The sequence below is a fragment of the Bacillus sp. AFS017336 genome, from assembly GCF_002555445.1.
Taxonomy (GTDB): Bacteria; Bacillota; Bacilli; order Bacillales; family Bacillaceae_G; genus Gottfriedia.
Map to the genome: position 1 here is coordinate 26,881 of NZ_NUCO01000010.1, position 25,434 is coordinate 52,314.

The window sequence follows — 25,434 nt, forward strand, 5'->3', positions numbered from 1 at the left end:
CAAATTAGGCGGTCTACTGACCTCCCTCGCTTTAGCCTACGAAGTTAGCTGTCGGGTAGGATGGCGAAAGAGTATCTCATCCCTTCTACATTCATGTAGAATTAACCCCAAAAAATTGGTTCCTCCGTTTACGATGATTCGTAATTAAGGCGATATTTATTTTGTTGACTTGATTATACGGCGATGATTTTTACATGTAAAGAGTTTTTTTCACGAAAAAAATTTTTAGTTAAATTTTCCCCCTTTACAATTTTATTTATCTCGTTATTATAAACATATCAACAATATAAATCTGCTAATCGCTAAATCGTAAATTTTCGAGCGGGGGAACCATTCGTGCAGTGCACATGGGGTGAATCCAATATAGGTAGGGCTACTTTTCAAGTCCGAATCCGTCAGCTAACCTCGCCAGCGTTTGAAGAGAGCAAAACTTAATCGAGTTATTAATATTTCAATATACTTTCCATTGAAATAAATAGCTTCGAGGAGATTGCTCTTCTTGTAGCTATTTTTTTGTTTTAATTAACGTTATGGGAGAGATATTAATGATCACATCGAAAAAAAAACTTGAAATAGAATTAAGTGAGGCATTTATAAAGTTCCAAAGAGAACTTATTGGCAGAGGTCCTCAAGAAGCAAAGACTTATATAGTTGAAGATATGATTATCCTTCGATTCAAAGGAGTTTTAACAACGGAAGAGAAACATTTAGTTTCTCATCATACTGGAAAAGGTCTTGTTAAAAAAATGCGACAAGTACTTAGGGAAATGTACAGTAAAGAATATGAAGAAATCGTTGAAAAACATACCGGATTTAAGGTATTATCAAGCCATAGTGATACTAGTACAAATACTGGTGAACGAATTGAAGTTTTTGTAATGGATCAAAATATTGGTAAAATATTAGAAGAAAAAAACAAAAACTAATAAATTACAGAATAAGGAGTATGAAAAATGAATATCGCGTTTTTCTTTACCCCAAAGAATGAACTTGTTTATATGAATATCAATTCAACAATGCGTCAAGCACTTGAAAAAATGGAACACCATCGTTATACGGCTATACCATTAGTAGATGATAATGGGAAATATGTTGGTACACTTAACGAAGGTGATTTATTATGGAAGCTAAAGAACACAGAAGGTTTATCATTTACAAATACTCATGAAATAAACTTAAATGAACTATCCTTACACAACATCTATGCTCCTGTTTCAATAAACGCACAAATAGAGGATTTATTTTCAAGAGCCATTAATCAGAACTTCATTCCTGTGATCGACGATAATGAAGTTTTTATCGGCATGGTTAAACGAAGAGAAATTATTGAGTATTGTACTAAGAAATTAATATCAGAAAGCCAATCTATTTGATTCATAAAAACAATGAAAACCCGCTAGGAATTAAGAATTCCTGGCGGTTTTTTCATATTTGCATGGAATACTATTAGCATAAACATGTTTGAAAGCAAAATTTGAGATAGATCATTTAGATTTGCTTGAGTATGGGCAAGTTTAAGTTATCTATCAACGAGTTTTAACGATATATCAACGGGTTTCAGTGCTATATCAACAAGTTTTAACGATATATCAACGGGTTTTAGCAATATATCAACGGAGTTCAGCATTATATCAACCGGTTTCAGCATTATATCAACGGAGTTTAGCAATATATCAACGGAGTTCACAACTTTATCAACGGTGTTCACAAAATGTTCGTGCTTGTGCTGTATTGAAACTGCTTTAGATCAACTGACAAACAGCAGTAAACCCGCTTTATGAACAAAGTTCACAGCTTTATAAACAAAAGACATAATGTGTTCGTATTTTTGAATATCAGCACTACTCAGGAACAAAAAAAGAACTGTCTAAAAAAGTTCATCGACTAGGTTGATCTAAAAGTAGATATATCTCTTTAGCTGCTCAAGATTTTACGTTATTGAGTATTTCGAAAAAATATCAATTAGGTTATTGGATAATCACATTATATTAATCTCAAATTAGAAATATTTTAATTTTTAGAATTCCATTATTACAAATATAAACATAGTTTACATACATTCCTTTTAGGCAATTCTTTCTAATATGAACCTAATTATTTGCCTAATTTAGGAGTGACTTTATGAACGAATCTACATCAACTACTTTATCGATCAGTTTGCATAAAAATATTAAACAAATAGAAGAAGCCGTTAATAAATCATCCGATTTAAAAATACGTTCATTTACAATTGATGTGGTTCGTGAAGCAGCTATTCTTTATATTGATGGAATTACTGACACAAGAAATTTACAGGAAAATATTCTCCAACCTTTACAAGGGCTTTCTAACATTAGGAATTTGGAGTCGATTGTTTCAGAAAGAATTTCAATCATTGATGCCGGTCTTGTCACTAAGTTTAATGAAATTTATTTTGCATTAACTAAGGGTAAGGCACTCGTTTTAATTGATGGATTTGATCAAGGGATATTGGCTGATTCAGCTGATTGGCAAATTAGGGCACTATCAGAACCAGATACTCAAAGAACAGGAAAAGGATCGTTAATTGGATTTAATGAACAATTAAAAGTGAATGTGAATCTGCTTAGGAGTTTGATCCAAACTCCAGATTTTACTGTTGAGAGCATTTCAGTTGGAACGAAATCGAAGACAGATGTTGCAATCGTCTATATTGAAGAATTTGTAGATAAAAATGTCCTTGAAGAAACAAGGAAGAGAATTAAGGAAATCGATGTAACTTACCTACTCGAAGCTAGGGTTATAGAAGATGCTATAGAAGAAAAAAAGGTATTATTTCCTTTAGTATTTACTTGTGAGCGACCAGATGTATCGGTATCAGCTTTGTATGAAGGTAGAACAATCGTTATCGTAAACGGTACCCCATACGTCTTAATTGTACCTACCCTATTTATTCATTATTTTCAACAACCAGATGAATATACTATGAAAGGTAGAAGGTTTATTATTAGATTTCTCCGCTTTTTCAGTTGGCTACTATCTATATTACTCCTTGGCCTTTACGCAACTGTAGTTCAATTTCACCAGGATTGGTTTCCACATAAGTTTAGTAAAGATCTTTTAACTCAATCAGATACATTATTACCGTTACCTTTAGAAATTTTATTTTTACAATTTATTTTTGATCTACTTTCAGAAACATCCTTACGCATTCCTAAATCGACGGTATTATTAGTATCACTCATAGGTGCAACTGTAGTTGGCCAAACATCTGTAGATGCTAAAATAGTCCATTCTTTAAGTTTGATTGTTGTAGGTATTAGTTTTTTAACAAGTATGTCACTAACAGCTGGTGGACTATGGGGTGTAATGAGTGTACTTAGAATTTTATTTCTATTAATAGGTTATTATTTCGGATTAACCGGTATGGCAATAGGACTAATCATTACAATCATATATATTGCAAATCTAAAATCAGTTGGGGTACCTTATTTAGCACCATTTTTTCCTTTTCAATATAAGGAATTCAAAGATGTTTTATTTCGTGGAGATTTGCGTAGTTTGATTAATAGTAAACATACTTATCCACACAAGGATAAAAAATAACTTTCTAAATCACATAATTAAAGAAGCACTTTTCACTTTTTGAAATGAATTGTGCTCCTTTTTATTTTCGCAACTCACTACGTAAGTGCGATTCTTTATGTAAAATAACTACTAAGTTGAGTCAAAGAACTGCCAAACCTTGCGATCCAAAATATAACTCTGGTGTCCAAACAGCAACTTGCAATCTGACAAGACTACCATCATCGTTAATTTGAAATACAGAAACAGAACCTTGATTGCCGTTTAAAGTGTAAAAATATTTTCCATCATTACTAACTCCGACATCCATTGGCAGACCAGTAGTCATTCCTGCAGGTGTACTCGTAGTATATCCGGCGACTGTCAGTACACCGTTATGATTGATTCGATAAGTTGAGATTGTGCCACTTAAAGTGTTAGTAACAAATGCAAATCTTTCGTTAATTGTTGTAATAACCCAGCAAGCAGTCTTCCATCCCGACTGTACAGAGCCACTGACAACTTTTAGATTCCCATTTTCACTTAATGAATAGGATGACAGTGCATTAGTGCCTGCTTCAGTTACTAATAAGATCCCTGTGGAAAGAAAATGACAACCTAATGGTCCTGTTCCATTTGAATTATTTATTACTGGTCCAGTCAAGGTACCATTTCTATTTACATTAAAAATACTTAGACGATTTGTTGTGAGTTCAGATACGAGAAGTTTACTTCCATTCGGTGTGAATAAAACCTGAGCTGGCTGAGCATTAGCAGTACTTAGAATGTGAGTGGATTCAGGGATTTGAGAAAGTCGTCCATTAGCATCTATGCCAAAACCAGTAATATTAGAAGCAAAATTATTAGCCTGGCTACCTACATTGGAAACATAGAGTAGATTACCAGACACCCCTATACTATTGGGCTGTTCACCTCCCGATGGCTTCACATCCACAAGAGTTAGAGTTCCATTCTCATTTACTATGAAACTACTAATAGAATTACTTCCTGCGTTAACAGCAAATAATAAATGTCCATCTTTCGTTAATGTCAATGCCCCTTGTGATGCTAGGGGATCTACACCATCATTGGCGGTTGCTCCGGAAACTTCTTTTATTCCGGTCCCTTTTCCGTTAGTCGGGTATGCTCCTATAAAGGTCAGCATCCCATTCATCCCCCTACTAAAAGCAATAACTTGATTCATAGTATCCATGTTAGTCATCATGTAAACCATACTTGGGCGTTGATTTCTGTAATACACTTAACCCACACCTCCTTTTTTATTTTTATATGGAATTTTTGCCTTTTCAATTACACTTAATATTTTAATCTAGGTTATCAATTGGCCTCTATCATAACAAATGACTTCTTTTTAATTTCAAAACTTACAAAACTAGAAATTGTCTAATTGTAATAGGATAATATCGTCCATTCGGTAATATTAATTAATAAAGATATAAAAGTAAGATTTCAATAAAACTAGAATACTGAAAGTTGGTGACAATTTAGTGAATGATAAAACTGTAAAAGCAACTAATTCTACTTCTCGAAATAAGGAAGACCTCCTTGAATTAGATCAAAAATATGTATGGCATCATATGTCCCCTCACAATCCAAATCCAATGGTTTTAGTATCGGGAAGAAATAGTACAGTAACTGATATTAATGGTAAAGATTACTTAGATGGAATGTCTGGATTATGGTGTGTGAATGTAGGTTACGGTCGAGAAGAAATTGCCAAAGCTGCAGCTGAACAAATGCAAGCGATCCCCTACGTTCCTATGTCACAAGGTAATGTTCCTTCTATTCTATTAGCTGAAAAGTTAAATGAGTGGCTAGGTGGAAATTATCGTATTTTTTATTCAAATTCTGGATCGGATGCAAATGAGGTAGCTTTTAAGATTGCTAGGCAGTACCATCAACAAAATGGAGAGCCTTTACGTTATAAATTTATTTCAAGATATCGTGCATATCATGGTAATTCTATGGGCGCTTTAAGTGCCACTGGTCAAGCTAACCGTAAAGTTAAATATGAGCCTCTTTCTTCAGGCTTCCATCATGTAGCTCCACCTTATTGTTATCGTTGTCCTTTTGGTAAAACATATGGAGATTGTGGTATCCAATGCGCAAAAGCAATTGAAGATGTGATCAATTATGAAGGTGCTGAAACGATTGCGGGTATCATAATGGAACCAGTTATTACAGGCGGAGGAGTTATTGTACCACCTGCCGAATACTTAACAAAAGTTCGAAAAATATGTGATGAATTTGGTATTTTGTTAATTGTTGATGAAGTAATCTGTGGCTTTGGCCGCTCTGGAAAACGGTTTGGACATCAAAACTACGGCATAAAACCTGATATCGTCACAATGGCTAAAGGAATGACTAGTGCCTATTCCCCACTTTCAGCAACTGCTGTTAGAAGCGATTTATATGAAGTATTTAAGCAGCCTGGGCCGGATAATCACTTTCGCCATGTAAATACATTCGGAGGAAATCCAGCATCATGCGCGGTTGCACTTAAAAACTTAGAAATAATTGAAAATGAAAATTTAATAGACCGTGCAGCTTATTTAGGTGATGAGCTTCGCAAAAAATTAGATAGTTTACTAATTTATAAGAACGTTGGGGACATACGAAGTTTTGGTTTTATCGCAGGAATTGAGCTTGTTGAAGATAAAAAAAGTAAAAAACCAGCTAGTCCAGAATTAGTATTAAAAATAATAACTGAATGTAAAGTAAATGGATTAATAATCGGTAAAAATGGAGATACAGTTCCTGGCTACAACAATATCCTCACACTTTCTCCTCCATTTACTACAACTGATGAAGAGATTGATTTTATCGTAAGTACATTAAACAAAGCATTCTCAAACTTATAATCGTATGAGGTGATATCCTATGTCGACGCAAACAAATATAAAAGTTTTAAAGAATTTTATTAATGGAGAATGGACTGAAGCTTCGCCAAATGCTAAAACAATCCCAGTTCCAAATCCAGCTACTGAAGAAATATTAGCACTTGTACCACTCTCAACTAAATCAGATTTAGAAAATGCTGTAAAAGCTGCAAAAAAAGCTTTTATCACTTGGAGCAAAACACCTGTTCCAAAAAGAGCAAGAATACTATTTTCATATCAACAATTACTAATTAAGCATTGGGATGAGCTTGCAAATTTAATTACGATTGAAAATGGCAAAAGCTATAATGAATCATATGGGGAAGTTCAACGTGGAATTGAATGCGTAGAATTTGCTGCTGGAGCACCAACATTAATGATGGGTAAACAATTACCTGATATAGCTACAAATATTGAATCTGCAATGTTTCGGTACCCAGTTGGGGTAGTTGGAGGAATTACACCTTTTAATTTCCCAATGATGGTACCTTGCTGGATGTTCCCTTTAGCGATTGCTTGTGGAAACACGTTTATCTTAAAGCCTTCTGAACGAACACCATTACTAGCAAATCGTTTAGCAGAGCTCTTCACAGAAGCTGGACTCCCACAAGGCGTTTTTAATATTGTTCATGGCGCACATGAAATTGTAAACGAATTACTTCAAAACAAAGATGTTCCAGCCATCTCATTTGTAGGTTCTCAGCCTGTGGCAGAGTACGTATATAAAACAGCATCTGCAAATGGAAAGCGCGTTCAAGCATTAGCTGGAGCTAAAAACCATAGTATCGTTTTACAGGATGCAGACTTAGATGAAACAGTTAAGCAAATCATTACAGCAGCATACGGTTCAGCGGGTGAACGATGTATGGCATGCTCAGTAGTTGTAGCAATAGGTGACATAGCTGACCCCCTAATTGAAAGATTAAAGAAGGAAGCAAATAATCTTACAATCGGAAATGGATTAGATGAAGATGTATTCCTTGGTCCGGTCATTCGCAAAGAACATCGCGATCGAACGGAAAAATATATTGAAAGCGGAATTCAAGAAGGTGCAACCTTATTACGTGATGGTCGTAACGACTTAATCAGAAAAGAAAAAGGCTATTTTATTGGCCCAACAATTTTTGATAATGTAACCCCTTCTATGAAAATTTGGAAGGATGAAATTTTCGCCCCAGTACTTTCAATTGTTCGAGTTAAAACATTAGAAGAAGCAATCGAACTAACGAACAAATCAGATTTTGGAAATGGAGCTTGCATATTTACCGACAGTGCCTCAAGTATTAGATACTTCAGAGAAAATATTGAAGTAGGAATGCTTGGAGTCAATATCGGCGTTCCCGCACCAATGGCCTTCTTTCCGTTCTCTGGATGGAAAAACTCTTTCTACGGCGACCTCCATGCAAACGGAACAGATGGAATCGACTTCTATACTAGGAAGAAAATGATAACTAGTAGATTTGATTAAAGTCAATTATGCTTTTCCATTAGTTAGTACTTAAGTTACTACCTATTGGGAGAGCTTTTTTTAAATAGAAAAAAATCGCATGGTCCGTTAGAATTAACGGATGCTATGCGATTTAAAATTTTTATTAAGTTTGCTTTAGGTCATTATTTATTCCTCTAGTACGAGATTTTCTTCGCCGAAAACATTGTATTATGGAATAGATATGGCCTATTTTCTTTTTATACAATTATGTGGGCATTGCCGAGGTGAGCCAAAACTACCTATTTTTTAATAAAAACAGCTAAAAACAGTTGAATCTTACCTCTTTTCAATAAAATTGGTTGATTTTGATCTAATTTTCTTGTAAATTCCTTTGAAAAATCGCTTAATATGTTAGTTTAATTGCCAATCCCAATTTTTATTTGCGATTCCCAATTTTTATTTAAGATTCCAGCTTTTATTTGCAATCCCTAATTTCTACAAATGAATCCCAAACTGTTTAATAATTAACGATCCAAAATATTTACGAGTATCAGCATTCATGATTTGTAGTGTTATAAACTGCTCCTCTTCCTCTTGGTTTTCAAAGTCAACAAAGGCACCGTCTAGTGTTTCTCTAACATTTTTAATCATATAGCCTTTCTTTAGGAGAGCGTCTATTTTATTTCTTTCGATTAAAAATTCCTTAAACGTTGACATTAAATGAATCATTCCCTTCGTTACTTTACTCTGGAAGTAAATCTAGAAATTTTTCACCGTATTTTTTTCGTTTTAAGTATTGGCCACTACCTGCATGACCGACATATTGCTTATCTTTTATGACAAATTCTCCACGAACTAAGACACTTACTGGCTCTCCGTTTACTTCCATGCCTTCGAATGCGTTATAGTCGACTGCCATATGGTGAGTTTTTGATGAGAGTGTTCGATTTATATTCGGGTCAAATATAACTAAATCTGCGTCTGAGCCAACTGAAATTGTTCCTTTTTGAGGATATAAACCAAATAGCTTTGCACTCCTAGTAGAAGTAATGTCAACGAATTGATTCAGTGTTAATTTTCCTTTTTTTACACCTTCAGAGAACAAAATACTTACACGATCTTCAATCGTCGGTCCTCCATTTGGAATTTTCGAAAAGTCGTCACGTCCTAATTCCTTTTGTCCTTTGAAGTCGAAAGAACATTGATCAGACCCTAGAGTTTGCAGGTTCCCATTTTTCAATGCATTCCATAGCACGTCTTGGTTCCACTTTTCGCGAAGCGGAGGAGACCAAACATATTTTGCTCCTTCAAAGTTTGGTTTTTCAAGCATAGTCTGATCAAGCACTAAGTATTGTGGGCATGTTTCACCCCAAATATCAACTCCATTATTTCGGGCCTCTGTTATTTTTTCAACTGCCTCAGCACATGTAACATGAACAACATATAGTTGCGAGTTTGCTAGAGCTGTTAATGTAGCTGCTCTTCCAGTAGCTTCCCCTTCCACTTCCGGAGGACGAGTTAAGGCATGATAAATTGGCTCTGTTTTTCCTTCAGCTAATGCTTCATTTATTAAATAATCGACAACATCACCGTTCTCTGCATGTACCATTACTAGAGCGCCATGTTCTTTAGCCGCTAATAAAGTTCGGTACAATGTAGCATCATCAGCTTGAAATACATTTTTATATGCCATGAAAACTTTAAATGAGGTAATTCCCTCTTTTTCTATCACTCTAGGTAACTCATTTAAAACATCATCGGTTATTTCTCCGATCATCAAGTGAAAACTATAATCGATGACTGCTTTATTAGTTGATTTTTCGTGCCATGTTTCGATTGCTTTTTGAAGTGGTTCTCCTTTGTTTGTTAAACAAAAATCTATGATTGTTGTTGTTCCTCCAAAAGCTGCTGCAATTGTTCCTGATTCAAAATCATCTTTTGTGACGGTTCCTCCAAACGGCATGTCTAAATGCGTATGGGGATCTACACCTCCAGGAAATATATAATTACCTGTTGCATCAATAACTTCAGCGTCTGTACTTTCTAAATTTAGACCAATTGTTGAAATTTTATCTTCTTCTATTAAAATATCAGCCTTAAATGTATCTGTTGCAGTCACAATTGTTCCATTTCGAATAATCTTCTTCATTTTCTTTTCCTTCCCCCCTTTAAAATTGAGTATTGATTAGAACGCGCTAGTCTATTTAATGCCTGTTCTCGTTCATTCCAAGTCATTGGAGAATGTTCACTTGTTACTTCGACCATATTTATGGCACCTTCCACCGGACAAACAATTGCGCATAAATTACATCCAACACAGTCCTCTTCACGTACCTTTAAGTATGGCTTTCCATTTTCATTTGTTAACATATCAATACATTGGTGAGAGGTATCTTCACAAGCTATATGGCATTTATTGCAGTTAATGCACACATCAGTATCAATTTTAGCTACTATTTGATAATTTAAATCTAAATTTCCCCAATCAGAAAATTTATGAACTGATTTACCTACAAGATCCATTACGGATGAAATTCCTTTTTCGTCTAAGTAATTGTTTAATCCATCAATCATGTCCTCAACAATTCGGAACCCATGGTGCATTGCTGCTGTGCAAACTTGAACGCCTGTCGCTCCCATTAGCAAGAACTCTACTGTGTTTTGCCAATTTGAGATTCCTCCAATACCTGAAATTGGTACATTAATACGTGGATTCCGTGCGCATTCTGCTACCATATTTAATGCAATAGGTTTTACGGCCGGTCCACAATATCCTCCATGTGCCCCTTTTCCTGCAACATGTGGAATTGTATTCCAAGAATCTAAATCTACTCCCATTAAACTGTTTATTGTATTAATCATACTAACTGCATTTGCGCCTCCCCTAACTGCTGCTTCTGCAGTTACCGTAATATCAGTAATGTTAGGCGTTAATTTGACAATGACTGGTGTTTTTGCGACTTCTTTTACCCAAAAAGTTTGTTGTTCTACTAATTCTGGTACTTGACCGGATGCTGAACCCATTCCTCGTTCTGCCATACCGTGTGGGCAGCCAAAGTTTAGCTCTAAACCGTCAACTCCAACATCCTCTACCCTTTTTACGATTTCATGCCATTTATATTGTTGTGGTTCAACCATTAGTGAAGCGATGATTGCATGGTCTGGAAATTTCTTTTTCGTTTCATAAATTTCTTTTAAATTTACTTCAAGCGGTCTGTCACTAATTAGTTCGATATTATTAAAGCCGGCTACTCTTTGTCCGTTGAAGTTAGTAGAAGCAAATCTTGAGGAGGTATTAATAATCGGTTCACCTAATGTTTTCCAAACTGCCCCTCCCCACCCAGCTTCAAAAGCCCGTTGTACTTGATACCCCGAATTTGTCGGAGGTGCAGAAGCTAGCCAAAATGGATTAGGTGATTGTATGCCCGCAAGATTAATCCGTAAATCTGCCATGCAAGAAAACCTCCCTTTAAATATTTAGCTGTTTATGAATCGCATAAGCTACTTCTTTTCCTTGCTGTGCAGCAGTCACTACCATTGCTTCACCTAGCCCTTTTCCGAATATGACATCACCACAAGCAAACACTTTCGGATTCGATGTTTGAAAAGTTTCTGAATTTACCTTCACGACTCCATCATTATGTTCTAATTCAAATTGTTCAATGAGATCTTTATAGCGTGTTTGACCAATCGCTTTAATAACACCATCTACTGGAATCGTAAAATTTGAGTCTGGTATAAGAACAGGTCGACGGCGACCATCTTTTCCGACTTCACCTAATTCCAAACGAACACATTCAAGTGCGATTACTTTTTCGTTTTTACCAATTATTCGTATCGGTAAAGTTAGCCATCGGAATTCTACACCATCTTGCTTTGCAAAATCGTATTCAAATTGATAAGCGCTCATTTCTGTTGGTGTCCTACGGTACAAAATTTTGACATTAGCTGCTCCTAAACGAACAGAACATGTCGCTGCATCAATTGCGGTATTTCCAGCTCCTATTACAACGATGTTTTTATCAATAAAGCGATCTGTTAATTCACCCGATTTTGTCTCTTTTACAATATCAATCGCATCATATACTCCGTTCAAATCTTCCCCTTCTATATCAAGCATCGGTACTTTCCCCATACCTATCGCTAGCACGACCATATCATTGTTTTCTACTAATTCATTTGCTAATATATCCGATCCAACTCTAGTATTCGTATGAATTTTTACATCTAACTGTTCTACTTGTTGAACTTCCCAACTTGATATTTTCTTCGGTAATCTGAACGAAACAATTCCGTATCGATTTAATCCACCTGCATAATCTTCCGCTTCATAGATCGTTACTTCATAACCTAGTAAAGCGAGTTCCCGAGCTGCAGCTAAGCCAGCAGGACCACTCCCAACGATTGCGACCTTTTTTCCGTTCTTTTGTCCAGCCTTAAATAAGACTGGATTATTTTTTATTGCCCAATCTGTTGCATAACGCTGTAAATTTCCAATCATAATCGGTTTAGTTGAGTGATTGAGCACACATGCACCTTCGCACAACTCTTCCGTTGGACAAACTCGAGCACAACTTGCGCCAACTGGATTAGATGACATAATCGTTTTAGCTGATCCTTTTAAATTTCCCGAACCTATTTTCTTAATAAATGATGGAATATCAATCCCAGTTGGACACGCCTTAATACACGGCGCATCATAGCAATAAAGACATCTATGTGCTTCTTCAAACGCTTCGCGATTCGATAAACCAGGATTTACTTCATCAAAGTTCTTCGATAAGTCATTTAACGAAACTCTATTCACCGATAACACCCTCCTAGTAGCTACATAGTTACTTAAAGAAAGCGATTTTTACGATTGTGCTAATATGTTTTGGCTTTCCCAGATTTTCTTTTTCCCTCCTTATAAGAAAAGCGATGTTCAAAATAAGAACGATTCCTTCTGTTCCTAAATGGAATGCTCTTTCAAAATTGAGGTATTTCAATATATGTAAATTTAAATTAATTTAGACATGTTTATGTATGTGTTAACGGTATCTGTTTCATGATTATTACAACATTTTTAAGCAAGTAACAACAAAAAAAACCCAACCCCTAATAAAAATAGGATTGAGCTTTTTAGACAATATTAAAATTTATTTTTCAAAAATACATTAAATCGCTTTCTATAAAAATAGATCAGTAAGGCAATGAGCAATAATCCTAAAATGATTTTGCCGAATAAAGTGAATTCTAACACTTGATTGACCGAATACGATTCAAATAAGATGACAGGCAACTTCCCAAAAAAACTAGCAACAATAAAGCTTGACCATGTGATCTTTCCGAGTGCAGCAAATAAAGTAATCAAACTAGATGGAATAAATGGAATAAAGCGTATCAATAACACACCGTAAAAAGCTTCTTTTCCTTCTAAACTTAATAGTTTATTTAATAGTTTAAATTTACTTACATCACGGTTAAATCTTTTTCGCAAACCATTTCTATACAAAATGAAAGATACTAATGTACCGATTAATTCACCTGTGAAAGAAATTAAAAATCCATCCGTAAAACCAAATATTTTAATATTGATTGCAGTCAAGAACCAAGCTGGTATTATTCCAACAATACTAATTAGAACATTAATTAAAATACTAAGTATGGCTGCATAATCTTTGTATGTATTTAAAAAATGTTCAATTGCAGAAAGAGTCATAATTTCCCCCCATTTTTTATCCACTTAATTGTACTACATTTAATATGATAAAAAAGCCAAGGCTACTAAAAATACATAAACTTCCAATTTTAAAATCTATTTACTAGTTTAGACATTGAAATTTTAAACATACTTATCATTTCAAATTTAATATTTTCAAATAAAGAACACTCTCCGATTGGCGAGCCTTTAGACGAAGACAGAGGGGTAGTTGCACTTATACTTAATTCCTAAAATTGGAAACTACGTCGTTTTTTTCTTCTCGGCTGCCAATTTATACTTTCTTAATGTGCAAAAAAAAAAGACGATTTTGTAGGGTTCACAAAATCATCTTTTTGATTATTTTTATTCTTCTTCTGTTTGACCTTGGAAGAATATGAATAAATATTTTACTAATTCTAAAACTGAAATTAAGGTTGCAGCTAAATACGTAAGTGCAGCAGCTCCTAGCACTTTATTAACACCTTTTCTGTCAGTGTCATGGATTATACCTGATGCTAGCATTAATTTCTTCGCTCGTGAACTAGCATTGTATTCAACTGGTAAAGTAATTAGTTGAAATGCTACCGCTACTGAAAAAAGTAAAATCCCTACTCCAATTAAAGAAAATGCTTGAAGTAAAAATCCTCCTAGTAATAGTAACGGGGCCGCACCAGATGCAATGTTAACAATCGGAAAGATTCGATGACGAAGTGTTAAAAATCCATATGAAGTATCGTGTTGAATCGCATGCCCCACTTCATGTGCAGCAACTGATACAGATGCGATTGATTTGCCATAGTAAACTTCTTCAGATAAACGAACTGTTCTTGCCATCGGATCATAATGATCTGATAATCGACCAGACACTACTTCCACCGGTACATTGGGTAAATTATTATTATTTAATATATATCTTGCAACCTCAGCTCCGGTTAATCCTCCAGATGCTGGCACTTCAGCCCAGTGATTAAAACTTGATTTCACTTTAAATTGTGCCCAAATCGATAATCCAAAGGCAATCAAAATCAGGAAATCCATAGGGTGAAAAAACATTTACATTCTCTCCTTTTAAAGAATAAATGACAATAAAGTCTGAATTAATTCTGATGTTTGTGACGTTAGTTGACGTAAAATATTAAGTTTCTGATCTTCACTTAAATTTTCTAGTAAAAATTTTAATTGTGATAATTCACTTTGTAACTGATTCATATGAACGGTTACTTCCTCTGTCAGAGGCGCAATACTCTGACTTTCGAAAATAGTTTTTTTCTTATCTAAAATTTCTTTTATTTCTTGGAGTGGTAAATGCATTGATTTGCATTGCTCAATAAATTTTAAAGTCTCTAAAGAAGCTTCATTATAAAAACGATGTCCAGATTCCGAACGCTCAGGTTCAAGTAATCCTAGGTTTGTATAATAATCGATTGTGCGCTTAGACACTCCTACTTCTTTTGCTAGTTCGCCAATTTTATAGACAATCCCAATGGTTTCACCCTCCTTCTATTTGTATTATATGTGAATCTTTTAAAAACGTACAGTAAAACGTTTCATTGTTTGAATTACATCTAATTAATCAGTAATTAACTACTTCTTAAAATACAGAATAGTAATAAGCTTGGTGGGAAAAATAGGATAAAATTACCTGTTCGAGAAAGGGATGCTCCTTTAATGATAGCTGACCGAGATTTAGAGAAAAACGAAAAATCGCTTCGGGAATTACTATTTAATAGCTCTGACTTCAAATTCAGTGATTTCGCAAGCAATGACCGGCATTATCGGTTATTTTATTTGAATACTATGATTGATGATAAATCGGTACAAGAATTTATTATTCGTCCTTTACTTAACAACACAAATGGCAGTGTACGTGAAGCCGTTTCCATTCTGGATTACAGTGAAACCGAACTTCTATCGGTTGCCGTAAATGCTCTTGTGGAAGGAAAAACAGTTCTCCAAATTGAAGGCGATACAAAGCTTTATTTACTTAGAACCGAGCTAATTAAAGAGCGCTCAGTGAACATTCCAATCAATGAACGAGTTTTACGTGGTTCTCATAAAGCTTTGAATGAAAATCTGAATACGAATCTGAATATTATACGAAACTTAGTTGCTACTCCAGATTTAGTGATAAAGAATTATCAAGTTGGACGTAGATCAAATACGAACGTGGCAGTTATTTATTTGCAGTCGCTTGCTAATGAAGTAGTTTTACAGGAGTTTGAACGTAGAATTGCCAATATTGATACTGATTACATTGAAGCACCTGGATTTTTCCAAGAACTGATTCAAGATAAAAAATTCTCTCTATTTCCAAAATTGCTCGTAACAGAAAGACCAGACCGAGTAAAATCTTACTTGATGGATGGAAAAATTGGTTTTTTAACCGATGGTGCTCCAGAATGTGCCTTGGTTCCTGTTTCGTTTTGGGCATTTTTTCAAAGTCCAGATGATTATCATGTTGGGTGGTTATTTGGTACTGTATTAAGACTTCTACGTATTCTTTGTTTTGTTATTGCAATTAGTTTACCTGGAATTTATGTTGCTCTTGTTACTTTCGACCCTAGAATTCTCCCGTTGGAAATCGCACTAACTTTACAAAGCTCTATGCAATACGTTTCTATGCCGCCTGTTTTAGAAGCAATCACAATGCTAGCCATACTTGAGGTCTTAAAAGAGGCAACTGTTCGTTTACCGAATCCAGTTGGACAGTCTATCGGTGTCGTAGGAGGTATCGTAATTGGAACTGTCGTAGTTCAGTCTAATTTAATTTCAAACATGATGGTAGTTATTGTAGCACTTACTGGTATTGCTTCATTTATTATACCTTCATATGAAATGAGTAACACAGCTCGACTATTAGCGTATCCTTTTATCATCATTGCCTCACTTTTCGGGCTTATCGGGTTAGAAATATCATATTTATTGATTTTGACACACCTATCCCGTATGAATACATTCGGCATCCCTTACTTTTACAATTGGTTTAATGGCGATACGATTAAAGATACGATCTTTAGAGCACCAATCACGAGTATGAAAAAACGTCCAATAGAAAGCATGGCTAAAGACGAAATTAGAATGGGAAAAACTAGGGGGGAGACTGAGTGATTCAATTAAAAAAGATTTCAATTAATCAACTAATTTGTCTCGTTGTACTGAACCAAGTAGGCGTCAGTGTATTATCAATCCCTTATGAAATGTCTAAAATATCGGGATACGACTCCTGGATGTCTCTTATAATAGGAGGAATAATAGCACAAATCGGAATCCTTGTTGTCTATCAACTTGGAAAAACTTATCCCGATCGATCATTGCAGCAGTATATTGCTTCGATTGTAGGAAAGCCATTAGGATTGATTTTCAACTTACTTTTTGCAGCATATTGTGCAGAATCTTGTTTAACGATCATTGTTACTTATGCGGATGTCATTAATCGATGGTTATTATTTGAAACACCTTGGTTCGTCCTAATCGGCTTAATGACTTTTCTCACAGGGTATATTGCTTCTTCAACACTTCGTTCATTATCTACCATTACACAGTCTATAATGGCCATGTTTTTTGTATGTTTTGTCATAATTTTTATTAGTGGTTTTGGAAACGGAGACATCCGTCATTTTCTACCAATCGGTACACATGGGATTGCTCCAATATTAAAAGGTGCTATCCCTGCTTTTTGGGCATTTGCTGGATACGAACTTCTTCTGTACGTATTTCCATATGTAAAAAGTAAAAAAAAGAAAAATATTTTAGTGGCCATGTCTGTCGCTAATGGGATAACGACATTATTCTACGTATTTATTGCATTTATTGTGACGTACAACTTTAGTGAAAAGCAATTAAATCATATCCCTGAGCCGATGGTCTTTATTCTTCGCAAGTTCAGATGGCCTGTCGTTCAAAGTTTTGATATTCTATTTATCACAATCTGGTTATCAGTGACTTTAGTAACGGCTTATATTTACTTATTTTTGTCTGCTCGTTATTTAGCATTTATCGGTCGAAAAGAAATCCGTCATCATACACTTTTAGTATGGTTAATAGCACTACTATGCTTTGTAGCAAGTACATTCTTCACTGAGAGACAGTGGATTCCGAAATTATTAGATTATCATGATGTTTCTACGGCTATCATGATATTGGGAGTTCCAATAGTATTACTACTAATTTCGATTGTAAAAGTAAAGGTGGCGAACAAATGAAAAAAGCCTTCATTTTACTACTGCTGTTGCCACTATTGACAGGATGTTGGGATCGATTGGACTTAAAAAAGCTTCATTTAGTTGATGTAAATGGGTTTGACTTGAACGAAAAAACCGATGAAGTTGAAGCCTTTTTTCTAATTACGAAGCTTAAAAGCACAGGCCAAGGTACCGGGGAGGCTCATTCGGAAATGAAAGAGCTAAAAGGACCTACATTGGCAGAAGCAATTGGTCAATGGGAATATACTGATCAGTCTCCTTTCATAGGAATTAGTACAAGAGTTTATTTAATGAGTAAAAGTTTCGCTTCATCTGATCCTGTAGCAGAACTTGATTTTTTACTTGGAGCACCCTATTCATCCATTAACACACCTTTGATCGTAATAGATGGAGATCTTTCTAAAGTATTTGAAACTGCTTCAAAACCGGAGAAAGAGTTTTCAAAAGATTTGAATGAGTTTATTGTCTCAATGGAGAAAAACAAAACGATTCCAACAGTCTCCATGATGAACTTTATCCAATCAAAGGACGATCCTTTGTGTGATTTAGCATTACCTATGTTAAGTCCAATAAATTCGGATTTAGAATTAAATGGAGCATTATTATACCGTAATGGTAAACCAACTGGGAAAACACTTGATCGTGATCAAGTAAAACTAATGATGTTACTGGAAGGTGGAAACACTGGCAGACAAAGATTTACTGGGAATTGGGAAAGATTTACCGGAAATATATCAGGCGAAAATGGTGAAAAATCATATGCTAAAAATGCTAATAAAAATAATTTCGGATTTACCGTCAAAAGAAACTTTTCAAAAATTACTGTTTCTAACGAGTCAAAAAAATTACCAAAAATCGAGATAAAAGTAAAATTACAAGTAAGTGCTTTCGAGCTTGGTAATGAAGGCCATAAGTTAAAGCCTGATTATGTTCAAATGGAAAAAGTTCTAAGTAAACATTTTGAAAAAATGGCCTTGGAAACAATTAAGACAATGCAATCAGCAAATTCAGACGCTCTCGGTATTGGAGAGGATTTAAAGGCACTCCATCCAAATGTTTGGAAGTCTTTAAATTGGAGAAAAGATTATCCACGAATGACGATTGAACCGAAAATTGATATTGATATACTTAATACATAGTAGCTTTAAGATTATTGGCTCCCTGCTTTTTTTAAGGGGGCTATTTGTTTCTTACTCCGACACTTCTCTCCAATCATTTCAAAAAAAAAGTATGTATCTACATGAATGAATATCTTTACTAAATTAACAAAAGATATGTTTACTGGAGGTGGAAAAATATTGAAAAATGAAGTAACTAATTCCATCCATAAAGATCTTAAAATTAATTTAGAAAAATTAAAAGACGAATTTTCAAATGTATTTGATTTTAAATCTAGAACGATTATTTTCAATAATAAACCACTATGTATTGCTTTTATTGATACGATTTCAAATAAAGATTTTATCAATGAAAATATTATTAGGGTCCTTATTAACATAAAAAAGGGTCATATTTTGACTGATCTTCCAGTTTCCAATATTACTACTACTCCTAATCTTGATGAAATTAAGTCTGCTCTTACTAATGGTAGTACCATTTTATTAATTGATGGTTCGAATGAAGCTTTTATTATTGAAACCGTCGAATTTGAAGTAAGGGCATCAAATGAACCTGATAACGAAAAAATTGTAACAGGTTCACATGATGGATTTGTTGAGAATTTAAGTAAAAACATTAGCTTTTTGAGAAATAGAATTAGAAGCGCTGATTTTAAAATAGAGATTATACGAGTCGGAGATCCTGGTACGAATGTAGGTGTTTTATATATTGAAAATATCGTAAATAAAGATATTCTTCAAAATGTAAAAGGGCGTATTGAATCTATTCAACTTGAAAATAATTTAACTCCAGGAAAATTAGAAGAATTAATTGAGGATAATTCATTTTCTCCATTTCCACAATTATTAGAAACAGAAAGGCCTGATCGGGTAGTTGCTAATCTTTATGACGGGAAAATCGCACTTTTAGTAGAGGGAAGTCCATCATCTGCGATCGTGCCTGCTTCATTTTTTATGTTTTTTCAAAGCCCGGATGACTATAACGGAAGGATGTTAATTGGATCGTTTTTACGATTAATTCGACTATTTAGCTTTTTTCTCTGTATTTGTTTACCGGCAATTTATATTGCGATCGTGTCATTCAGTTATGAAGTTCTTCCATATCAATTAGTAACAACTATTCGCAATAGTATTGAATATGTACCATTCCCTCCTATTATCGAAGCTTTAATTATGCAATTAACATTAGAATTACTAAGGGAGGCGTCTATTCGTCTACCAAGCCCAATTGCTCAAACCATTGGAATTGTTGGAGGTCTTGTTATCGGAACAGCAATTGTTGAAGCTAATTTAGTTTCAAATACGATGACGGTTGTAATTGCAATCACAGCAGTTGCTTCATTTGTTGTCCCTGTTCATGAAATGAGCTTTTCTCTTCGACTAGTAAGTTTTCCAATGATTATATTAGCGTCAATCTATGGATTTGTAGGAATTATATTTGGTCTAACTGTTATTATGATTCACCTAGTAAAGCTCGAATCGTTTGGCACACCATATTTTTCTCCTTTTGCTCCGATTCGACTAAAAGATATGAAGGATACACTTATTCGTGTACCTTTTTGGAAAATGAAAACACGACCAACGAATGCTTTACCAACTGATACTGTGCAATCAAAAGGAACTAAGGGGTGGAAAGATGAAAATTAATAAAAATGAGACAATTACATCCTTTCAATTATTTTTCTTTATGGTCGTTGCACATTTAAATATTGGCATTTTTACACTTCCGACGATTTTATTTAAATATGCTAAGCATAATGGATGGATTTCCGTTTTATTTTCTGGTGTTTTTTCCATCAGTATTATTTTTCTATATTCACTCTTGCTTAAGCGTTTTCCTAATTTAACAATCTTTGAAATTTGTAAGATTTTTTTTGGAAAGTGGATTGGTGGAATTTTAATTGTTGGTTATATTTTGTACTTTATTTTTACAAGTTTAATTATTAGTCAATTTTATATTGGTAGCTTTGGCAAATGGGTTTTTTCAAACACTCCTACTTGGGCCATATTACTTTTATTAATGATTATTGGTATTTATTTAGGGAAAGAGAGTATTCGTACATTAACTAGATTTTATCAGTTAGCTTTTTGGGTAATATTTATTATTTTTTTATTTAGCCTCAGTGCATATAAGGATGTAGACTGGCAATATTTACTACCGATTGGTAATACAAATATTACAGGGATCGTAAAGGGTAGCTATCATTCAATTTTTATGTCAGAAGGGTTTGTAAGTTTGTTAGTAGTCTATCCTTTTGTTAAGGTCCATCATAGAAAAAAAATCAATAGCTCTATTATTTCTGCACTTTTTGTTACATTTATCTATCTTTTTATTGTTATTTTATGTACTGTGTTTTTTAGTTCAAAAGAAATGAAGTTAATCCCTGAACCGACCATTTATTTATATAAAACATTAACCTTTTTCCATGTTTTAGAGCGACTTGACTTACTATTCCTTTCAATCTGGTTTGTACTGATCGCTTCGTCCTATGTCGTTTATTTATTTTTGGCGAATATCGGTATGATTAACTTACTAAAAATTAATAAAAATCGAACTTTATCCATACTTGTAATTTGTTCATTAATATTTTTAATTGGAAATTTTCTACCTGTTACTTATAGTTTCATGGAGAAACTATTAGATATTTTCAACTTCGCTAGTATTATTTTTATAGTTGTCATTCCTTTGTTAACATTAATCATATCCCTTCTTTTTAAAATAAAAAGTAAGGAAGTTGAACTAACATGAAAAAGTCTCTTTCTATTACATTATTACTCGTATTCTTTTTAACTGGATGCTGGGATCAACACTCCTTAAAAGACTCAGCACTTGTACTAAGTCTTGCAATAGACAAGCTTCCAAAAGATAAAATTAAAACGACAGCTAGCATTAGGACTAGTGTATCTAAAGGTAGCGAAGCCGAAGCAATTAATTATATTGTTAGTGATAATGGATTTTCTGTTATAGATGCAAGGCAAAATATTGATTATCAAATACCTGGTAATTTTTCTGCCAACAAGCTACTTGTCATGCTTATAGGTGAAGATCTTGCCAAGAATAATTTATATCCTTACTTTGATAATTTTTTTCGCTATATTAGGAGCTCCCTAACCTCACGTGTAGCGATTGTAAAAGGACAGGCATCGAGTATTCTTGAAATGAAAACTTACAAAGATATATTAATCAGTGAATCATTGACGGAAATGCTTTCGAGTGCCGAAAAACTTTCTTTAATTCCAATAGAAACACAACAGACAATCTATAAAAAAATGGATGATCCTGGTTATGACCTTGCCTTACCTTATTTAGAAAAGATAGATGATGAAACGATTAAAATTAAAGGTGTCGGCCTATTACATGATACTAAATTTTCTGGAAAAATATTAAACGAGCAACAATCCAAACTATTATTATTATTGCAAGGAAAAATAGGCAATGTAATGAATTTATCTGAACAGTTGAATGATAAAAAAGAGGTTATTTCTTTTAAAGTAAAAAACATAAAAAGAAAACTACAAGTTAATGTAAAAAACGGTCAACCAAAAGTAACGATGAATATGAAGATTAAAATTAATTTAACTGAGTATACAGGTGGAAATTTATTAAAAGATAAAAAGAAAAAACAAATAGAAAAACAGATTGCAGACAATATTGAAAAAGAAATGAGAGAAGTAATAAAAGAACTGCAAGTCGCGAATTGTGATGCTTTAGGAGTTGGTAGAAATTTAATGGCTTATCATCCTAAAACGTGGACTAAGTTGAATTGGGAAAAAGACTATCCAAGTATCCCATTTGAAATTCATACAAAAGTAGAGATGTACACACGTGGAATTATGTTATAAGGAATAATTCATTTATACACTTTTAAATAAAAAAGAAAGCCATGAACAATTCGTTTGTTCATAGCTTTCTTTTTTGATTATTCTGTCCAGTAACGGCGAGCACCAGAAAATTCTTCAATATACCCTTTTGTATTTAATGGAATAATTTCCACATTTCGCTCAGCATTTGGAGCTTGAATCATTAAACCATTTCCGATATACATTGACACGTGATGGACAGATCCAGTTCCGTTGTTACTTGCAAAGAATAAAAGGTCACCAGGTTGGATTTCATCTTTTTTGACTTCTATTCCACCCTTAGATTGAGGTCCTGAATCTCGTGGAATTGTTACACCAAATGACTTAAATAAACTAGATGTAAATCCTGAGCAATCAAATCCAAATCCTGATACTCCAGCCCATAGGTAGCGTAATCCTAAGAATTGTTTCGCTTTTTTGATTAAATTTTCAGGAGTTGCTTTAGGAAATTGATTTTCATTTTGATATACGGACACATCTGCTTTTTTAATAAATTTATTCCCATCATCTGGCGTTGCAACCATCACGACATTTCCAAAATCTTTAACAACAGGTAAGCGTGTATTAAAGCTAATCTCCATAAACTTATGATTTAGTGCTTTTCCATCATATAACCAAGCTGTTTGACTTGATACCATAATAAATGGACTATCCGAATAATTCTCTAATCGATCATCTGTAGTTAATTGTCTTTTTGGCATCCAACCAGGATAGCCTAGTTCGTTACGTGGAGTAGGTTGTCCATCAACAGCTACCTTCACCCAGTCACCCGACTCCTCTAAAATAGTTACTTTTGTACCGTATATTGCTTGAGTTTCAAGATAACTTGTTAGCCAACGTCGAGTTTCAGTATCCTCCATATTAGCAGACCATTGGCGCGGATCAACTGGATTACTTAAAGATGGTGCATCAATATCTCTAACTTGGAATCTACCATTTGTTGTCCATTGAGTTGAAACAGACACATCTACGTAGGCTGTCTCACCCGGAGTAAGTTCTTCTTGCGTATTTGCTAAAGATTGGGTTGTCATTGTGGAAAGTAATGTACCTGCAACACATAAACTCAAAATTAAATTTTTTGTTTTTTTCATCGTAAAACTCCTCTCCATATTTTAACGAAGACTTTTTGATAATCTTCGGTTAAGCCCTAAACCAGGTAGAGATGATAAATGGACTTCATCCCCTATAAATTCAATTCCATCAAACTCTTGATTCTTTAACCAAAGTGGAGCATCTAAATCGATTTTTTGAATATTTGGATGAGCAGTAGCAATATGCGCTGCTGCAATTACCGAGACTGAAGTTTCCATCATACTTCCAATCATGCAAGGAATATTCGCTCTTTCAGCTATATCTGCAATTTGCATTGCTCTTCTAATTCCCCCTGTTTTCATCAGCTTAATATTTAGAAGATCAACTGCTTCTTCTTTAATTAGGCGAACTGCATCTTCCGGAGAAAAAAGACTTTCATCAGCCATAATTGGTGTTTTGACATTCTGCTTAACAAATTTCAGTCCATCAATATCACCTGCTTTGACTGGTTGCTCAATTAGCTCTAAATTGGCATTCAACTGTTCCAATTCTTGGATAATGGAAACGGCTTGTCGTGGGGTCCATCCTTGGTTGGCATCTACACGAATGGCAACATCATTGCCGACTATTTCTCGAATCGCCATAATTCGTTGAACATCCTTTGCCCACTCTTTTCCAACTTTAATTTTCAAAGTAGAAAATCCGTCCTTGATGTTTTGACTAGCATCACGGCACATTTCATCCACTGTTCCAACACTGACAGTCATATCGTTTTTTAATTGATTCGTTCTTCCCCCAAGATATTGATAGAGTGGGAGATTAAGATGCTGACATAGTGCGTCATATAGCGCTATCTCCATAGCTGCTTTTGCACTTGTATTTGCCACACAAGAGCGCTCAATTAATAGGGAGATTTCATTGATATTTCGAATATCCCTTCCTACTAATAGTGGTGTAAGAACTGACTTTAATATCGTTTCAATACTTTCCTTCGATTCTCCAGTAATAGCTAGTGTCGGTGCTGCAGCTCCTACTCCGACGATTCCATCCTCCAACTGAACGTAAACAAAAACGTTCTCGATTTCGGTAGCTGTCCGAAGAGCTGTTTTAAATGGTTTTTTTAAAGGGAAAACTTCTGTTTGCACTTGTATCGATTGAATAATCATCGTTTTTTTCCTTTCTAAATGAGGATAAACTTCCAATTGTTTTACTAAATAAAAAATCCAGCTATTAGAAAGGAAACTTCCCTACTAATAGCTGGATTTCATCTACGAGAATAGATAAAGCAGCATTAAGATTCAATTATTTGCTTATATTTTATATGTGCATTTTTAAACGCTACAGTCAATGCTTTTTGGGATGAACCAAAATAACGTGAACTAATTTCGTCTATTACTCGATCTACATTTAGCATTGATTGCCCTTCGAATAAATGCTTCACAAAGGATGAGGTTAATGCAATAGTAGCAGAACAATCCGCATCGATAATTAAATGACTTGTCCGATCGACGACCAAACCAATAAAAAAAGCATTATATTTTTGCATAATCGGATTATTGGATGAAGTTTTTGCATCCCCAATAATGTAAATAGTATCTTTATTGTACAATTTTTTTCCTCCCGCAAAACAGGTATACCGTGCATAATTCCAACCACGAAGGAAGAAACTGGCAACGAGATATGTATT

At 34.4% G+C, this 25,434-nt stretch carries 22 protein-coding genes and 2 riboswitches; of the genes, 11 read left to right on the forward strand and 11 right to left on the reverse strand.

From position 1 onward, the window contains the following. Nucleotides 1–18 precede the first annotated feature (18 nt). A riboswitch (cyclic di-AMP (ydaO/yuaA leader) is annotated at nucleotides 19–162 on the reverse strand. 128 nt (nucleotides 163–290) lie between these two features. Next, a riboswitch (cyclic di-AMP (ydaO/yuaA leader) is annotated at nucleotides 291–430 on the forward strand. Between the two features lie 115 nt (nucleotides 431–545). The 3 genes from CN601_RS04515 to CN601_RS04525 all read left to right on the forward strand — a co-directional run bounded on the left by CN601_RS04515 (nucleotide 546) and on the right by CN601_RS04525 (nucleotide 3,564). Beyond that, nucleotides 546–926 (forward strand): Na-translocating system protein MpsC family protein, encoded by a 381-nt coding sequence (locus tag CN601_RS04515; protein ID WP_098170233.1) that lies wholly within the window; start codon nucleotides 546–548, stop codon nucleotides 924–926. 27 nt (nucleotides 927–953) lie between these two features. Continuing rightward, on the forward strand, nucleotides 954–1,373 hold the full coding sequence (locus tag CN601_RS04520) for a CBS domain-containing protein (RefSeq protein WP_098121463.1): 420 nt from the start codon (nucleotides 954–956) through the stop codon (nucleotides 1,371–1,373). Between the two features lie 748 nt (nucleotides 1,374–2,121). After that, a complete protein-coding gene (locus tag CN601_RS04525; protein WP_098170234.1) occupies nucleotides 2,122–3,564 on the forward strand; it encodes a spore germination protein in 1,443 nt (480 codons plus the stop codon). Between the two features lie 121 nt (nucleotides 3,565–3,685). Here CN601_RS04525 and CN601_RS04530 read toward each other — a convergent pair whose 3' ends face one another. Further along, nucleotides 3,686–4,756, reverse strand: coding sequence for a lactonase family protein (locus CN601_RS04530; protein ID WP_098170318.1), 1,071 nt, complete (start codon nucleotides 4,754–4,756; stop codon nucleotides 3,686–3,688). Between the two features lie 274 nt (nucleotides 4,757–5,030). On the opposite strand from CN601_RS04530, the gene CN601_RS04535 reads away from it, so the two are divergent. Both CN601_RS04535 and CN601_RS04540 read left to right on the forward strand, forming a co-directional pair. Beyond that, nucleotides 5,031–6,404, forward strand: coding sequence for an aspartate aminotransferase family protein (locus CN601_RS04535; RefSeq protein ID WP_098170235.1), 1,374 nt, complete (start codon nucleotides 5,031–5,033; stop codon nucleotides 6,402–6,404). Between the two features lie 19 nt (nucleotides 6,405–6,423). Then, nucleotides 6,424–7,890, forward strand: coding sequence for a CoA-acylating methylmalonate-semialdehyde dehydrogenase (locus CN601_RS04540; RefSeq protein ID WP_098170236.1), 1,467 nt, complete (start codon nucleotides 6,424–6,426; stop codon nucleotides 7,888–7,890). 456 nt (nucleotides 7,891–8,346) lie between these two features. Here the strand turns inward: CN601_RS04540 and CN601_RS04545 are convergent, their stop codons facing one another. The 7 genes from CN601_RS04545 to CN601_RS04575 form a co-directional block, all read right to left on the reverse strand. Then, a complete protein-coding gene (locus tag CN601_RS04545; RefSeq protein ID WP_098170237.1) occupies nucleotides 8,347–8,568 on the reverse strand; it encodes a hypothetical protein in 222 nt (73 codons plus the stop codon). 25 nt (nucleotides 8,569–8,593) lie between these two features. Next, the gene (hydA, locus tag CN601_RS04550; protein ID WP_098170238.1) at nucleotides 8,594–10,000 is read right to left on the reverse strand and encodes a dihydropyrimidinase; all 1,407 of its coding nucleotides are present in this window, start codon (nucleotides 9,998–10,000) and stop codon (nucleotides 8,594–8,596) included. Continuing rightward, on the reverse strand, nucleotides 9,997–11,304 hold the full coding sequence (preA, locus tag CN601_RS04555) for an NAD-dependent dihydropyrimidine dehydrogenase subunit PreA (protein ID WP_098170239.1): 1,308 nt from the start codon (nucleotides 11,302–11,304) through the stop codon (nucleotides 9,997–9,999). The genes hydA and preA overlap by 4 nt, the downstream gene beginning before the upstream one ends. A 16-nt stretch (nucleotides 11,305–11,320) precedes the next feature. Beyond that, entirely contained in the window at nucleotides 11,321–12,658 is a 1,338-nt protein-coding gene (locus CN601_RS04560; RefSeq protein WP_098170240.1) for an NAD(P)-dependent oxidoreductase, read from the reverse strand. 324 nt (nucleotides 12,659–12,982) lie between these two features. Further along, a complete protein-coding gene (locus CN601_RS04565) occupies nucleotides 12,983–13,552 on the reverse strand; it encodes a TVP38/TMEM64 family protein (protein WP_098121473.1) in 570 nt (189 codons plus the stop codon). A gap of 345 nt (nucleotides 13,553–13,897) precedes the next feature. Beyond that, nucleotides 13,898–14,587 carry a zinc metallopeptidase gene (locus CN601_RS04570; RefSeq protein WP_098170241.1) on the reverse strand — a complete coding sequence of 230 codons (690 nt, stop codon included), beginning with the start codon at nucleotides 14,585–14,587 and terminating at the stop codon, nucleotides 13,898–13,900. Between the two features lie 15 nt (nucleotides 14,588–14,602). Continuing rightward, nucleotides 14,603–15,013, reverse strand: coding sequence for a MerR family transcriptional regulator (locus tag CN601_RS04575; RefSeq protein ID WP_098121475.1), 411 nt, complete (start codon nucleotides 15,011–15,013; stop codon nucleotides 14,603–14,605). Between the two features lie 189 nt (nucleotides 15,014–15,202). Between CN601_RS04575 and CN601_RS04580 the strand changes: the two genes are divergently transcribed. The 6 genes from CN601_RS04580 to CN601_RS04605 all read left to right on the forward strand — a co-directional run bounded on the left by CN601_RS04580 (nucleotide 15,203) and on the right by CN601_RS04605 (nucleotide 22,697). Next, the gene (locus CN601_RS04580; RefSeq protein WP_098170242.1) at nucleotides 15,203–16,642 is read left to right on the forward strand and encodes a spore germination protein; all 1,440 of its coding nucleotides are present in this window, start codon (nucleotides 15,203–15,205) and stop codon (nucleotides 16,640–16,642) included. Beyond that, complete coding sequence (locus tag CN601_RS04585; protein ID WP_098170243.1) at nucleotides 16,639–17,736, forward strand: GerAB/ArcD/ProY family transporter; 1,098 nt, start codon at nucleotides 16,639–16,641, stop codon at nucleotides 17,734–17,736. The genes CN601_RS04580 and CN601_RS04585 overlap by 4 nt, the downstream gene beginning before the upstream one ends. Further along, entirely contained in the window at nucleotides 17,733–18,875 is a 1,143-nt protein-coding gene (locus CN601_RS04590) for a Ger(x)C family spore germination protein (protein ID WP_098170244.1), read from the forward strand. Before CN601_RS04585 ends, CN601_RS04590 begins: the two co-directional genes overlap by 4 nt. Nucleotides 18,876–19,034: 159 nt before the next feature. Next, nucleotides 19,035–20,501 (forward strand): spore germination protein, encoded by a 1,467-nt coding sequence (locus CN601_RS04595; RefSeq protein ID WP_179865437.1) that lies wholly within the window; start codon nucleotides 19,035–19,037, stop codon nucleotides 20,499–20,501. Beyond that, the gene (locus CN601_RS04600; protein WP_179865438.1) at nucleotides 20,491–21,603 is read left to right on the forward strand and encodes a GerAB/ArcD/ProY family transporter; all 1,113 of its coding nucleotides are present in this window, start codon (nucleotides 20,491–20,493) and stop codon (nucleotides 21,601–21,603) included. Before CN601_RS04595 ends, CN601_RS04600 begins: the two co-directional genes overlap by 11 nt. Continuing rightward, nucleotides 21,600–22,697, forward strand: coding sequence for a Ger(x)C family spore germination protein (locus CN601_RS04605; protein ID WP_098170247.1), 1,098 nt, complete (start codon nucleotides 21,600–21,602; stop codon nucleotides 22,695–22,697). Before CN601_RS04600 ends, CN601_RS04605 begins: the two co-directional genes overlap by 4 nt. Before the next feature lie 77 nt (nucleotides 22,698–22,774). Here the strand turns inward: CN601_RS04605 and CN601_RS04610 are convergent, their stop codons facing one another. From CN601_RS04610 to CN601_RS04620, 3 genes are all read right to left on the reverse strand, one after another. Continuing rightward, entirely contained in the window at nucleotides 22,775–23,806 is a 1,032-nt protein-coding gene (locus tag CN601_RS04610) for a C40 family peptidase (RefSeq protein ID WP_098170248.1), read from the reverse strand. Nucleotides 23,807–23,827: 21 nt separating this feature from the next. Then, nucleotides 23,828–24,913, reverse strand: a complete 1,086-nt coding sequence (locus CN601_RS04615) for a dipeptide epimerase (protein WP_098170249.1) — start codon at nucleotides 24,911–24,913, stop codon at nucleotides 23,828–23,830. Between the two features lie 125 nt (nucleotides 24,914–25,038). Next, nucleotides 25,039–25,356, reverse strand: a complete 318-nt coding sequence (locus CN601_RS04620) for a DUF3870 domain-containing protein (RefSeq protein WP_098170250.1) — start codon at nucleotides 25,354–25,356, stop codon at nucleotides 25,039–25,041. Nucleotides 25,357–25,434 lie beyond the last annotated feature (78 nt).

What these genes read in the sequence shown, in the direction of transcription:
- CN601_RS04515 (WP_098170233.1), top strand. Translation starts at nt 546, where the DNA reads ATGATCACATCGAAAAAAAAACTTGAAATAGAATTAAGTGAGGCATTT.
- CN601_RS04520 (WP_098121463.1), top strand. Translation starts at nt 954, where the DNA reads ATGAATATCGCGTTTTTCTTTACCCCAAAGAATGAACTTGTTTATATG.
- CN601_RS04525 (WP_098170234.1), top strand. Translation starts at nt 2,122, where the DNA reads ATGAACGAATCTACATCAACTACTTTATCGATCAGTTTGCATAAAAAT.
- CN601_RS04530 (WP_098170318.1), bottom strand. Translation starts at nt 4,756, where the DNA reads ATGGTTTACATGATGACTAACATGGATACTATGAATCAAGTTATTGCT.
- CN601_RS04540 (WP_098170236.1), top strand. Translation starts at nt 6,424, where the DNA reads ATGTCGACGCAAACAAATATAAAAGTTTTAAAGAATTTTATTAATGGA.
- CN601_RS04545 (WP_098170237.1), bottom strand. Translation starts at nt 8,568, where the DNA reads ATGTCAACGTTTAAGGAATTTTTAATCGAAAGAAATAAAATAGACGCT.
- hydA (WP_098170238.1), bottom strand. Translation starts at nt 10,000, where the DNA reads ATGAAGAAGATTATTCGAAATGGAACAATTGTGACTGCAACAGATACA.
- preA (WP_098170239.1), bottom strand. Translation starts at nt 11,304, where the DNA reads ATGGCAGATTTACGGATTAATCTTGCGGGCATACAATCACCTAATCCA.
- CN601_RS04565 (WP_098121473.1), bottom strand. Translation starts at nt 13,552, where the DNA reads ATGACTCTTTCTGCAATTGAACATTTTTTAAATACATACAAAGATTAT.
- CN601_RS04570 (WP_098170241.1), bottom strand. Translation starts at nt 14,587, where the DNA reads ATGTTTTTTCACCCTATGGATTTCCTGATTTTGATTGCCTTTGGATTA.
- CN601_RS04580 (WP_098170242.1), top strand. Translation starts at nt 15,203, where the DNA reads ATGATAGCTGACCGAGATTTAGAGAAAAACGAAAAATCGCTTCGGGAA.
- CN601_RS04590 (WP_098170244.1), top strand. Translation starts at nt 17,733, where the DNA reads ATGAAAAAAGCCTTCATTTTACTACTGCTGTTGCCACTATTGACAGGA.
- CN601_RS04600 (WP_179865438.1), top strand. Translation starts at nt 20,491, where the DNA reads ATGAAAATTAATAAAAATGAGACAATTACATCCTTTCAATTATTTTTC.
- CN601_RS04605 (WP_098170247.1), top strand. Translation starts at nt 21,600, where the DNA reads ATGAAAAAGTCTCTTTCTATTACATTATTACTCGTATTCTTTTTAACT.
- CN601_RS04610 (WP_098170248.1), bottom strand. Translation starts at nt 23,806, where the DNA reads ATGAAAAAAACAAAAAATTTAATTTTGAGTTTATGTGTTGCAGGTACA.
- CN601_RS04615 (WP_098170249.1), bottom strand. Translation starts at nt 24,913, where the DNA reads ATGATTATTCAATCGATACAAGTGCAAACAGAAGTTTTCCCTTTAAAA.